The sequence below is a fragment of the Streptococcus suis genome, from assembly GCF_902702775.1.
Lineage (GTDB): Bacteria > Bacillota > Bacilli > Lactobacillales > Streptococcaceae > Streptococcus > Streptococcus hashimotonensis.
In genome coordinates this window covers 13,872-26,598 of the sequence record NZ_LR738724.1, presented here as the reverse complement: position 1 = coordinate 26,598, position 12,727 = coordinate 13,872, and the positions used below count along the sequence as shown (strand labels likewise).

The 12,727-nt window shown below is 43.8% G+C and carries 5 protein-coding genes, 17 tRNA genes and 3 rRNA genes; all 25 read right to left on the bottom strand.

From position 1 onward, the window contains the following. Positions 1–100: 100 nt before the first annotated feature. The 25 genes from pcsB to ftsH all read right to left on the bottom strand — a co-directional run bounded on the left by pcsB (position 101) and on the right by ftsH (position 12,709). The gene (gene pcsB / locus GPW69_RS00200; protein ID WP_024385105.1) at positions 101–1,357 is read right to left on the bottom strand and encodes a peptidoglycan hydrolase PcsB; all 1,257 of its coding nucleotides are present in this window, start codon (positions 1,355–1,357) and stop codon (positions 101–103) included. A gap of 84 nt (positions 1,358–1,441) precedes the next feature. Continuing rightward, the gene (gene mreD / locus GPW69_RS00195) at positions 1,442–1,957 is read right to left on the bottom strand and encodes a rod shape-determining protein MreD (protein ID WP_074391014.1); all 516 of its coding nucleotides are present in this window, start codon (positions 1,955–1,957) and stop codon (positions 1,442–1,444) included. Then, a complete protein-coding gene (gene mreC / locus GPW69_RS00190) occupies positions 1,947–2,783 on the bottom strand; it encodes a rod shape-determining protein MreC (protein ID WP_074391013.1) in 837 nt (278 codons plus the stop codon). The genes mreD and mreC overlap by 11 nt, the downstream gene beginning before the upstream one ends. Positions 2,784–2,842: 59 nt before the next feature. Continuing rightward, positions 2,843–2,930: transfer RNA gene (locus tag GPW69_RS00185), tRNA-Ser, on the bottom strand. Positions 2,931–2,942: 12 nt separating this feature from the next. Continuing rightward, positions 2,943–3,016 (bottom strand) — tRNA-Ile (locus GPW69_RS00180). Between the two features lie 31 nt (positions 3,017–3,047). Further along, positions 3,048–3,120: transfer RNA gene (locus GPW69_RS00175), tRNA-Phe, on the bottom strand. A 15-nt stretch (positions 3,121–3,135) separates the two neighbouring features. After that, positions 3,136–3,209, bottom strand: a tRNA-Met gene (locus GPW69_RS00170). A gap of 10 nt (positions 3,210–3,219) precedes the next feature. Next, positions 3,220–3,309, bottom strand: a tRNA-Ser gene (locus tag GPW69_RS00165). A 7-nt stretch (positions 3,310–3,316) separates the two neighbouring features. Next, a tRNA-Ile gene (locus GPW69_RS00160) sits at positions 3,317–3,390 on the bottom strand. A 16-nt stretch (positions 3,391–3,406) separates the two neighbouring features. Continuing rightward, positions 3,407–3,480: transfer RNA gene (locus GPW69_RS00155), tRNA-Met, on the bottom strand. A gap of 12 nt (positions 3,481–3,492) precedes the next feature. Further along, a tRNA-Pro gene (locus GPW69_RS00150) sits at positions 3,493–3,566 on the bottom strand. Positions 3,567–3,613: 47 nt separating this feature from the next. Next, positions 3,614–3,687 (bottom strand) — tRNA-Arg (locus tag GPW69_RS00145). Positions 3,688–3,705: 18 nt separating this feature from the next. Then, positions 3,706–3,789: transfer RNA gene (locus GPW69_RS00140), tRNA-Leu, on the bottom strand. 7 nt (positions 3,790–3,796) lie between these two features. Next, positions 3,797–3,868: transfer RNA gene (locus GPW69_RS00135), tRNA-Gly, on the bottom strand. 12 nt (positions 3,869–3,880) lie between these two features. Continuing rightward, a tRNA-Thr gene (locus GPW69_RS00130) sits at positions 3,881–3,953 on the bottom strand. Positions 3,954–3,967: 14 nt separating this feature from the next. Next, positions 3,968–4,049: transfer RNA gene (locus tag GPW69_RS00125), tRNA-Leu, on the bottom strand. Positions 4,050–4,052: 3 nt separating this feature from the next. Then, positions 4,053–4,125 (bottom strand) — tRNA-Lys (locus GPW69_RS00120). 74 nt (positions 4,126–4,199) lie between these two features. After that, positions 4,200–4,272: transfer RNA gene (locus tag GPW69_RS00115), tRNA-Asp, on the bottom strand. A gap of 2 nt (positions 4,273–4,274) precedes the next feature. Then, positions 4,275–4,347 (bottom strand) — tRNA-Val (locus GPW69_RS00110). Between the two features lie 5 nt (positions 4,348–4,352). Continuing rightward, positions 4,353–4,468: ribosomal RNA gene (gene rrf / locus GPW69_RS00105) — 5S ribosomal RNA — on the bottom strand. An 85-nt stretch (positions 4,469–4,553) separates the two neighbouring features. After that, positions 4,554–7,457 (bottom strand): 23S ribosomal RNA (locus tag GPW69_RS00100). A gap of 165 nt (positions 7,458–7,622) precedes the next feature. After that, positions 7,623–7,695 (bottom strand) — tRNA-Ala (locus GPW69_RS00095). 53 nt (positions 7,696–7,748) lie between these two features. After that, a 16S ribosomal RNA gene (locus GPW69_RS00090) occupies positions 7,749–9,297 on the bottom strand. The 16S, 23S and 5S rRNA genes sit together here with 17 tRNA genes alongside, the layout of an rRNA operon. A 616-nt stretch (positions 9,298–9,913) precedes the next feature. After that, complete coding sequence (locus tag GPW69_RS00085; protein ID WP_024393242.1) at positions 9,914–10,384, bottom strand: sigma-70 RNA polymerase sigma factor region 4 domain-containing protein; 471 nt, start codon at positions 10,382–10,384, stop codon at positions 9,914–9,916. A gap of 351 nt (positions 10,385–10,735) precedes the next feature. Next, positions 10,736–12,709, bottom strand: a complete 1,974-nt coding sequence (gene ftsH, locus GPW69_RS00080) for an ATP-dependent zinc metalloprotease FtsH (protein WP_074391317.1) — start codon at positions 12,707–12,709, stop codon at positions 10,736–10,738. Between the last annotated feature and the right edge of the window lie 18 nt (positions 12,710–12,727).

The following is a 12,727-nucleotide window of genomic DNA, read 5'->3' as shown; positions in this document are numbered from 1 at the left end:
CAGCCTCCTATATATTTCTACCTTTACTATTTTAACCCTTTTTCCTTCATTTTTCAAACAAAAATAGAGCGCAAATCCACACGCTCTATTTGAAAATTTCTTAATATGGAGGGTAAATGTAGTAAACTGCTCCCTCAGAAGTCGTTGTTGGGTTGAAATAACCACCACGATGGTTACCAATATAACGACGACCCATGTAGTTTGATTCAACAACTTGGATACTTGTTGAAGATTGAACAGCCGTAACAACCGCTACGTGCCCATAATAACCACCTGTCCAAACAGCAATCGCACCTACTTGTGGAGTAGAACCTGTACTAAAACCTTCAGCACGTGCTGATGCTAACCACTGTTTAGCATCTCCCCAGTAAGGACCAACCCATGAAAGTTGAGATTTAACTCCCCAAGTACACTCACCAACTGGGTAAGATGAAGCATCATAACGCGCATTATTTGCTGCCGCTGAACTACCTGAACCTGATGATGTAGACGTTGTAGGTGTACTTACCGTTGGTGTAGATTGTGATACTGTTTGAGTAGGAGCTGCAACCGTTTCAGTCACTGTAGTTTCTACTGGCGTTGACACGACTGGTGCTGATACTGAAGCTACTTGTTGCTGTGCTAGAGCTGCCTGTTGTGCTTGATACTCCGCTTGACGAGCTGCCGCTTGACGAGCTGCTTCTTCTGCAGCTGCCTTTTGCTCCAACAATGAATTTTTCTCATCTTCAGCAGTAGCTTTCTGCACAGCCAAATTTAACTTAGCAGCTTCCAATTCAGCCTGACGCACTTGCAATACTTGAGCATCATCTTCCAATTTTTGGCGATTAGCTGCCAAAGTAGTGATTGCCTCTTGGTTTGCCTTTTGTTTTTCAACAATTGCTTCCTTATCAGCTTTTTGTTGTTCCAACATACGGTTATTAGCTGAAACAATCTCACGCATTGCATTAACACGCGAAACAGCATCAACAATTGATTTTGAATCTAAAATTGTATTAATATAGCTTGAAGCAGAGCCATCAACTTGAGCACTACGCGCCTGCTCCTTTAAAGCACCATCACGTGACACAATATCAGCTGACAAACGCTCAATATCTGCCGCCAATGTCTGCGATTCTGCTTCCAAACGAGTATTTTCTTCTGTTAATTTCGCCTGTTCACTAACAATTGCATCAACTTGTCCTTGAATAGCATCAACTTGTTGTTGAGCTTCAGCTTGTTGTGCTGTCAACTCACTAATCTGTTGATTTTTTGCTGCAATCTGACTATCTACATCATTCGCACTAATCACAGCCACATAATTAGCATTAGATAGAACGACTGTACTTAACATAATTGTAGCCAAGATTTTTTTCTTCATATCCGAACATAACTCCTCTATACTTTCTGACTCTCTCATTTTATCAAAAAAATTGCGTAAGTATATTACGCAATTATTACATTTCTATGTCTTGTTTGTTATTCCAAATAAACGCTCAAATAACGGCTGTAGTACGAAAAATAAGGCCAAATTGAATAGTAAACTTGGAAGTAATTTATTAAAAACAAAGATAAACACAGACAAGTTTGTTATATGAAAAATACGAGCAAATGAATAACTAATAAATTCAAATTGAAAAATAGCTACTAGTAAAATCAAAATATTAATTCCTCGCTTGCTGACTGCACTTTGGAAGAAAAAATAGATGCAATACAAAACTAAAGGAAGGGTTGTAGTAGCAATACCAATCAGATTAAGATAACTAATATCATATACCAAACCTAGCAAAGTAAATATGAATAATGAAAAACCAAGAGACACATAGTTAGCATAAAAAATAGCTAACATAAGTACCAAATGACTTGAAATAGTAAATAATCCAACCGACCAATTTGTTGCCAACGTTGAAATCTGTCCATCAAGTAATAAAATAAAGAACAAGATGGGAAACATGAATATTTCTATCATTTTATTGCGCATTTGTTTGACCTACCACTAAAACCGAATAAATGTTTGAAAAACTAGCTGTCGGCTCAACATATACTTCTCTATTTAAACTGTTACTATTTGATTTAACCGATAAAACTTTACCAATTTGGACATTTGCCGGAGTCGCACCAGCCAAATCACTCGTTACAACATTGCTGCCCACTGCAATTTCATCAACTGAGTTCAACTGATTAATGATAAAACTATTTGTATCTGCATCATAGCCTGATAAAATACCATAAATTTCTTTAGAATCAACAGAAATTTTCACAGGCAACTTCGTGAATTCATCCGAATTCGTAAATAAGGTAACAACCGCCGAATCTGAACTCAATGAACTCACGATACCAACTAATCCACCATTAGCAACCACAAGTGCATTAGATGTCACACCACTAGTCTCACCAATATTAATTGAAATATGCTCCGACCACGATGAAGGAGTCCTCACTAAAACTGATCCTGGAATAAGTTGTTTTTCAGGAAAATCAGATACCACACCTAAACTGCTACGAAGCGATGCATTCTCTTCTTTCAAGCTAGTATTTTCAGCAGCCATCCCTTCAAGGCTCATAATAGCTTCCTTTAATTGTTTATTTTCCTCGTAAGCATTCATCAAATCTGTCAAGACATCTTTCTGCTCAGAAAAAAATCTAGTAGGTATTGAAATAACCGATTGAATTGGCTTTACAACAACACTAATGATATTATTTAAATATGGTACCTGTAACCCCTTAGAGAAAGTCACAAACAAAAGAGAAAATGACAGTAATAAAAAGATAGAAACAACTACTACTAATTTTGAAAATTTATTCATAATAGACCCTCACCAAGATACAATAAAACGAGAATATCAAGCGATAATCTCGTTCACTACGGAGAATAAGGGATTCGAACCCTTGCGCCAGTTACCCGACCTAACGATTTAGCAAACCGTCCTCTTCAGCCTCTTGAGTAATTCTCCATCAATATAATATGGGCACGAGTGGAATCGAACCACCGACCTCACGCTTATCAGGCGTGCGCTCTAACCATCTGAGCTACGCGCCCAAGATAATAAACTTGGACAAAGTTAAATTAATGGCGCGAGACGGAATCGAACCGCCGACACATGGAGCTTCAATCCATTGCTCTACCAACTGAGCTACCGAGCCAAATTCTTAAAGAAATTGCGGGAGCAGGATTTGAACCTACGACCTTCGGGTTATGAGCCCGACGAGCTACCTAGCTGCTCCATCCCGCGGTAGTAGAAAAGGAGGATGTGGGATTCGAACCCACGCACGCTTTTACACGCCTGACGGTTTTCAAGACCGTTCCCTTCAGCCGGACTTGGGTAATCCTCCAATAATATGGACCTTGTAGGACTTGAACCTACGACCGCTCGGTTATGAGCCGAGAGCTCTAACCAGCTGAGCTAAAGGTCCAGCAAACAAGAGTATATAGCGGCGAAGGGGATCGAACCCCCGACCTCCCGGGTATGAACCGGACGCTCTAGCCAGCTGAGCTACACCGCCAAAATAATATAATCGGGAAGACAGGATTCGAACCTGCGACACCTTGGTCCCAAACCAAGTACTCTACCAAGCTGAGCTACTTCCCGATACTATTAAAAATAAAGCTCCCCTAACGTCTCCATTAAGCGAGTGATGCACCCTAGAGGATTCGAACCTCTAACCGCCTGATTCGTAGTCAGGTACTCTATCCAGTTGAGCTAAGGGTGCTAACTATTATAATCTTCATGCCGAGGACCGGAATCGAACCGGTACGATGTTGCCATCGCAGGATTTTAAGTCCTGTGCGTCTGCCAGTTCCGCCACCCCGGCCTCTCAAAGCGAACGACGGGATTCGAACCCGCGACCCCCACCTTGGCAAGGTGGTGTTCTACCACTGAACTACGTTCGCAATCTTTCCCAATGCCGGCTACATGACTTGAACACGCGACCCTCTGATTACAAATCAGATGCTCTACCAACTGAGCTAAGCCGGCCTATTTCTATTCTATGCGGGTTAAGGGACTTGAACCCCCACGCCCGAAAGCGCCAGATCCTAAATCTGGTGCGTCTGCCAATTCCGCCAAACCCGCATATGACTCGTGCTGGGCTCGAACCAGCGACCCATTGATTAAAAGTCAATTGCTCTACCAACTGAGCTAACGAGTCTTCTCTCTTTTCTAAGAGGACGTAAGCTACGCTTACTTCATACAAACTTCAAAATGTCTACTAGACATCTCGAACGGTCCCGACGGGAATCGAACCCGCGATCTTCGCCGTGACAGGGCGACGTGATAACCGCTACACTACGGGACCTATGGGAGTTAACGGGATCGAACCGCTGACCCTCTGCTTGTAAGGCAGATGCTCTCCCAGCTGAGCTAAACTCCCAATTTGCTAAGCGACTACCGTATCTAACAGGGGGCAACCCCCAACTACTTCAGGCGTTCTAGGGCTTAACTGCTGTGTTCGGCATGGGTACAGGTGTATCTCCTAGGCTATCGTCACTTAACTGTTGAGTCTTGTCAACTCAAAATTGAATATCTATATTCTAACAAGTTTTACCAACGCTGTCAATATTGACTCTAGTTTATTTTTTGGATAAGTCCTCGAGCGATTAGTATTGGTCCGCTACATGTGTCGCCACACTTCCACTTCCAACCTATCTACCTGATCATCTCTCAGGGCTCTTACTAACATAAAGTTATGGGAAATCTCATCTTGAGGTGGGTTTCACACTTAGATGCTTTCAGCGTTTATCCCGTCCCTACATAGCTACCCAGCGATGCCTTTGGCAAGACAACTGGTACACCAGCGGTAAGTCCACTCTGGTCCTCTCGTACTAGGAGCAGATCCTCTCAAATTTCCTACGCCCGCGACGGATAGGGACCGAACTGTCTCACGACGTTCTGAACCCAGCTCGCGTGCCGCTTTAATGGGCGAACAGCCCAACCCTTGGGACCGACTACAGCCCCAGGATGCGACGAGCCGACATCGAGGTGCCAAACCTCCCCGTCGATGTGAACTCTTGGGGGAGATAAGCCTGTTATCCCCAGGGTAGCTTTTATCCGTTGAGCGATGGCCCTTCCATACGGAACCACCGGATCACTAAGCCCGACTTTCGTCCCTGCTCGAGTTGTAGCTCTCGCAGTCAAGCTCCCTTATACCTTTACACTCTGCGAATGATTTCCAACCATTCTGAGGGAACCTTTGGGCGCCTCCGTTACCTTTTAGGAGGCGACCGCCCCAGTCAAACTGCCCGTCAGACACTGTCTCCGATAGGGATAACCTATCCGGGTTAGAGTAGCCATAACACAAGGGTAGTATCCCAACAGCGCCTCCGTCGAAACTGGCGTCCCGACTTCATAGGCTCCTACCTATCCTGTACATGTGGTACAGATACTCAATATCAAACTGCAGTAAAGCTCCATGGGGTCTTTCCGTCCTGTCGCGGGTAACCTGCATCTTCACAGGTACTAAAATTTCACCGAGTCTCTCGTTGAGACAGTGCCCAAATCATTACGCCTTTCGTGCGGGTCGGAACTTACCCGACAAGGAATTTCGCTACCTTAGGACCGTTATAGTTACGGCCGCCGTTTACTGGGGCTTCAATTCAGATCTTCGCTTACGCTAAACCCTCCTCTTAACCTTCCAGCACCGGGCAGGCGTCACCCCCTATACATCATCTTACGATTTAGCAGAGAGCTGTGTTTTTGATAAACAGTTGCTTGGGCCTATTCACTGCGGCTGACCTTAAGTCAGCACCCCTTCTCCCGAAGTTACGGGGTCATTTTGCCGAGTTCCTTAACGAGAGTTCTCTCGCTCACCTGAGGCTACTCGCCTCGACTACCTGTGTCGGTTTGCGGTACGGGTAGAGTATGATACATCGCTAGAAGCTTTTCTCGGCAGTGTGACGTCACTAACTTCGCTACTTAACTTCGCTCCCCATCACAGCTCAATGTTATAGATACAAGCATTTGACTCATATCACACCTCACTGCTTAGACGGGCACTTCCAATCGCCCGCTTTAGTTAGCCTACTGCGTCCCTCCATCACTTCATACTCTAGTACAGGAATATCAACCTGTTGTCCATCGGATACACCCTTCGGTCTCTCCTTAGGTCCCGACTAACCCAGGGCGGACGAGCCTTCCCCTGGAAACCTTAGTCTTACGGTGGATGGGATTCTCACCCATCTTTCGCTACTCATACCGGCATTCTCACTTCTATGCGTTCCAGCACTCCTCACGGTATACCTTCTTCACACATAGAACGCTCTCCTACCATAACACCTAAGTGTTATCCACAGCTTCGGTAAATTGTTTTAGCCCCGGTACATTTTCGGCGCAGGGTCACTCGACTAGTGAGCTATTACGCACTCTTTGAATGAATAGCTGCTTCTAAGCTAACATCCTAGTTGTCTGTGCAACCCCACATCCTTTTCCACTTAACAATTATTTTGGGACCTTAGCTGGTGGTCTGGGCTGTTTCCCTTTCGACTACGGATCTTAGCACTCGCAGTCTGACTGCCGACCATAAATCATTGGCATTCGGAGTTTATCTGAAATCAGTAAACCGAGATGGCCCCCTCATCCAAACAGTGCTCTACCTCCAAGATTCTCAAATGTCGACGCTAGCCCTAAAGCTATTTCGGAGAGAACCAGCTATCTCCAAGTTCGTTTGGAATTTCTCCGCTACCCACAAGTCATCCAAGCACTTTTCAACGTGCCCTGGTTCGGTCCTCCAGTGCGTCTTACCGCACCTTCAACCTGCTCATGGGTAGGTCACATGGTTTCGGGTCTACGACATAATACTAATCCGCCCTATTAAGACTCGGTTTCCCTACGGCTCCGTCTCTTCAACTTAACCTCGCATCATATCGTAACTCGCCGGTTCATTCTACAAAAGGCACGCTCTCACCCATTAACGGGCTCGAACTTGTTGTAGGCACACGGTTTCAGGTTCTATTTCACTCCCCTTCCGGGGTACTTTTCACCTTTCCCTCACGGTACTGGTTCACTATCGGTCACTAGAGAGTATTTAGGGTTGGGAGATGGTCCTCCCGGATTCCGACGAGATTTCGCGTGTCTCGCCGTACTCAGGATACTGCTAGGTATAAAGAATATTTCAAATACGAGGCTATTACTCTCTTTGGCCTACCTTCCCAGGTAGTTCTTCTATACTCTTTAAGTCCACTTTGCAGTCCTACAACCCCGAGGAGTAAACTCCTCGGTTTGCCCTCCTGCCGTTTCGCTCGCCGCTACTAAGGCAATCGCTTTTGCTTTCTCTTCCTGCAGCTACTTAGATGTTTCAGTTCACTGCGTCTTCCTCTTCACTACCTTAACAGTAGTGAGTGACAGGCATTACCTGCCGGGTTCCCCCATTCGGACATCCCTGGATCATTGCTTACTTACAGCTCCCCAAGGCATTTCGTCGTTAGTCACGTCCTTCATCGGCTTCTAGTGCCAAGGCATCCACCGTGCGCCCTTATTAACTTAACCTTATTAACCTAATTTTTTCAAAAATTAGAAAACTCATTAAATATTTACAGCGTTTTCGGTTTATTTTCTTGTTACTATTTCTATACGTACTGTTACATACGTTTAGGAATGTTTGATAGATATTCAATTTTCAATGGACAAAATCTTAACAACTTCCGTTGTTAATGGAGCCTAGCGGGATCGAACCGCTGACCTCCTGCGTGCAAAGCAGGCGCTCTCCCAGCTGAGCTAAGGCCCCACAAGACCTCTCAAAATTAAAGAAGACTAACGTACAGGTTTCCATTTCCTTAGAAAGGAGGTGATCCAGCCGCACCTTCCGATACGGCTACCTTGTTACGACTTCACCCCAATCATCTATCCCACCTTAGGCGGCTGGCTCCTAAAAGGTTACCTCACCGATTTCGGGTGTTACAAACTCTCGTGGTGTGACGGGCGGTGTGTACAAGGCCCGGGAACGTATTCACCGCGGCGTGCTGATCCGCGATTACTAGCGATTCCGACTTCATGTAGGCGAGTTGCAGCCTACAATCCGAACTGAGACTGGCTTTAAGAGATTAGCTTGCCGTCACCGACTTGCGACTCGTTGTACCAGCCATTGTAGCACGTGTGTAGCCCAGGTCATAAGGGGCATGATGATTTGACGTCATCCCCACCTTCCTCCGGTTTATTACCGGCAGTCTCGCTAGAGTGCCCAACTGAATGATGGCAACTAACAATAGGGGTTGCGCTCGTTGCGGGACTTAACCCAACATCTCACGACACGAGCTGACGACAACCATGCACCACCTGTCACCAGTGTTCCGAAGAAAAATCCTATCTCTAGGACGGTCACTGGGATGTCAAGACCTGGTAAGGTTCTTCGCGTTGCTTCGAATTAAACCACATGCTCCACCGCTTGTGCGGGCCCCCGTCAATTCCTTTGAGTTTCAACCTTGCGGTCGTACTCCCCAGGCGGAGTGCTTAATGCGTTAGCTGCGGCACTGAGTCCCGGAAAGGACCCAACACCTAGCACTCATCGTTTACGGCGTGGACTACCAGGGTATCTAATCCTGTTCGCTCCCCACGCTTTCGAGCCTCAGCGTCAGTTACAGACCAGAGAGCCGCTTTCGCCACCGGTGTTCCTCCATATATCTACGCATTTCACCGCTACACATGGAATTCCACTCTCCCCTTCTGCACTCAAGTTTGACAGTTTCCAAAGCGTACTATGGTTAAGCCACAGCCTTTTACTTCAGACTTATCAAACCGCCTGCGCTCGCTTTACGCCCAATAAATCCGGACAACGCTCGGGACCTACGTATTACCGCGGCTGCTGGCACGTAGTTAGCCGTCCCTTTCTGGTAAGATACCGTCACTGTGTGAACTTTCCACTCTCACACACGTTCTTCTCTTACAACAGAGCTTTACGATCCGAAAACCTTCTTCACTCACGCGGCGTTGCTCGGTCAGGGTTGCCCCCATTGCCGAAGATTCCCTACTGCTGCCTCCCGTAGGAGTCTGGGCCGTGTCTCAGTCCCAGTGTGGCCGATCACCCTCTCAGGTCGGCTATGTATCGATGCCTTGGTGAGCCGTTACCTCACCAACTAGCTAATACAACGCAGGTCCATCTCATAGTGAAGCAATTGCTCCTTTCAAGCATCTACCATGCGGTAAATACTGTTATGCGGTATTAGCTATCGTTTCCAATAGTTATCCCCCGCTATGAGGCAGGTTACCTACGCGTTACTCACCCGTTCGCAACTCATCCGTCTAGTGCAAGCACCAGACCTCAGCGTTCTACTTGCATGTATTAGGCACGCCGCCAGCGTTCGTCCTGAGCCAGGATCAAACTCTCATAAAAAGTTTTGATTCAAACTCAAGCTATCACTAGCTTTCCGTTTTATTGTTTTGTTTTGTCATTGACGATTTATCCTTAGATAAATCACCCTGCACGTTTGGTTCGTCTTCTTTAATTTTCAAAGGTCTTGTTCGTTGTCGCGCTCTCGCGACAACTATCTAAGTTTATCATTTCTTAGAAACTTTGTCAACACTTTTTTGAAACTTTTTTTCGTTTCGCTGTTAACCAGTTCCTCAAGAGACAACTCAATTATTCTATCATCTTCTGATGGACTTGTCAACACTTTTTCGAAACTTTTTTCATTCCGCTATTGACTAGCCCCTCAAGAGACAACTCAATTATTCTATCACGACTTATACACGTTGTCAACCGGTTTTTTGATATTTTTTACACTGGAAGTTCTATGTAGATACTAAAGCATAAGGTTAATTCCAAATAATACCGCTAAATCAGTCAATCAGGCACTTAAGTTACTATTGGCTGAGTATCACATTTAGTCACTCCTCTCCTATTCCTTCTTCTCTTTGCTATAACCTAGATAAAAAGAAACTGAACAGAACTTTTTATGATGCTTCTGCCCAATTTCTTGATTTGATTAACATAATGTTAGCGACTAGCTTTAGCGAAAGTCTTTCAAATGAATTTGTAGATCACGTATCATTTCACGGCGACCATTAAAACATTGTCCGCTAATTAATTTTTCGTATTTATCAAGCTGATCATTGCTCAGATTTTTTCGATAATCTCTCAAGGCACCTCTCAACATTAATAGTTCATCGTTTATCAATCCCGGTGATTGTATTGCGTGAGATAATTCGTGAATATCTTCATGTGGCATACGGTCAAACTTGCGTTTTTGACTTTCCTGTTTGCGGATACGATCCTTGATTCGATTTCTGAACTTGACTTTGAAATAACAATATAATTGAACTTGTTCATCAACTAGCCACGGTTGATCTTCCAACAATTCAAATAAGGTCATCATTCCTTCTTGTTCCCAATCATCTCGATCCCATAGTTTAATGTAAAACTCTTTTCGAGCCTTGTTTACAATACCTTTGACGCTTGCGTACACTTTTTCGAATTCCATTTCTTAATCTCCTTTTGTTGATGGTTTAAGTTTATCGAAAAGTGCTGTCTTTCTACAGGACATTTTTGTCTAGCATACTTTATTTGATTTTTCTTTTTTAAAGTACATTTGCTATTGATACTCTATGGCAAACATTGCATTCTGCTTCAGAAGGGAGTTATTTGGTATAGTTCTAAGATTGAAATAAATAACTATTGATTCGTTTTTCTTGTAAATACCCTGTTTCTGATGTGTAGCCTGTAAAAAAGCCTTCGCCAAAATTATGTACTTAGCGAAGGCTTGGTGGTTATTTTAGTGGTTAAGAGTGAGGGCAGATCCGTTATGGAATGTCTTGCCCAGACTATTTTTATGCTACTCTTTCGTATTAATTTTCTCTTTTACTTCTTCATAAGAAAGGGGATGAACATCTTCGTCATCGTGTTCAATATTCTCTGGCATTTTGCCTGTTTCATACAGAGATTTAATTTGAACACTATCAAGAGTTTCATATTTGAGAAGTGCTTCTGCAATCAGTTTGTGTGTATCACGGTTTGATTGAATAATATCTGCAGCTTTATTTCGAGCCTCATTTAGCAAATCTCTTACTTCATTATCTAACTCATATGCAGTTTGCTCAGAAATATGTTTTTGAGTTGTTTGTCCACCAAACATTGCATGACTGCCTTCATACTGCATTGGTCCCATTTTTTCACTCATACCATATTCTGCAACCATAGCACGCGCCATCTGTGTAGCTTGTTCAAAGTCATTTGAGGCACCGGTTGTTTGGGTATTGAAAATAATTTCTTCTGCAACACGACCACCCATAAGACCAGCCAATTGCTCCTTCATATCTTCTTTAGATAGAAGCATTTGATCTTCTTTAGGGAGGGCAATCATGTATCCACCTGCGCGACCGCGGGGAACAATTGTTACTTTGTGAACTTCACGTGCATTTGATAGTACGAGACCAACAATTGTATGACCTGCTTCATGGTAGGCAACGATTTCGCGTTCTTTGGCTGAAACTTGACGGTCTTTCTTAGATGGCCCTGCAATAACACGATCTTCTGCTTCGTCAATATCTGAAGCATCAATGACAGTCTTGTTTCGACGTGCTGCTACAAGGGCTGCTTCGTTAAGAACATTCTCTAAATCTGCACCAACAAATCCTGGTGTTTGTTGTGCTACTAATTTCAAATCTACATCTGCTGCTAGTGGTTTATTCTTCGCATGAACTTTAAGGATTGCTTCACGTCCTTTAACATCCGGACGACCAACCAATACTTTACGGTCAAAACGACCTGGACGAAGAAGGGCAGGATCTAAAACATCACTACGGTTGGTTGCGGCAATGACAATGATCCCTTCGTTCCCTTCAAAACCATCCATTTCAATTAAGAGTTGGTTGAGGGTTTGTTCACGTTCATCGTTACCGCCACCCATGCCGACACCACGTTGGCGACCGACAGCATCGATTTCATCGATAAAAATAATGGCTGGTGCTGCTTTTTTTGCATCTTCAAATAATGAACGAACACGGCTGGCACCGACACCAACAAACATTTCAACAAAATCTGAACCAGAAATGGAGAAGAATGGCACACCCGCTTCACCCGCTACTGCTTTGGCAAGCAAGGTTTTACCTGTTCCTGGAGGACCCTCTAGTAGCACACCTGCTGGAATACGTGCTCCAAGTTTAGTAAAGCGTTTTGGATCCTTCAAAAATTCAACAACTTCAACTAATTCTTGTTTTTCTTCCTCTGCACCCGCGACATCTGAGAAACGAACTTTGATATTACTTTGCTCAAGAGCTTTTGCTTTGTTTCGTCCAAAGTTCATTGCTCCTCGAGCTCCGCCACCGCCCTGGTTCATCATCATCATGAAGAATACACCAACGATAACAAGCGGTAACAAATTAAAGATGATATTTAACCAAAGTCCATTTGAACTTTCAGGTTTAATAGTAACCTTTACTCCATTTTCATTTGCAAGAGCTTGTAGCTCTGACAAATTCGTTTCTGACGGTAAAATTAGTGACTTAAAGTTTTTATACTTAACTTTGCTAGAAACTTGGAATAACTTAATAGATGAAGCTAACTCATCTTTAGCTTCCTGTTCTGTTTTGTACTTACCAGTAATTTCAATAACACTTGAATTTGGTTGATAAGTAATTTCAGATACATTATTATTTTTCAATTCAGTCACTACTTGTGAATAACTGATTTCTTGAGTTGCTACTTGCTGACCAGCGTTAAAAAATTGAAAGGCTGTAACAATAGTGGCAATAACGAGAATAATGAGAAAAGGATTTTTTATAAATCCTTTATTTGGTTGATTGTTCATAATATAGTAGGAAACCTT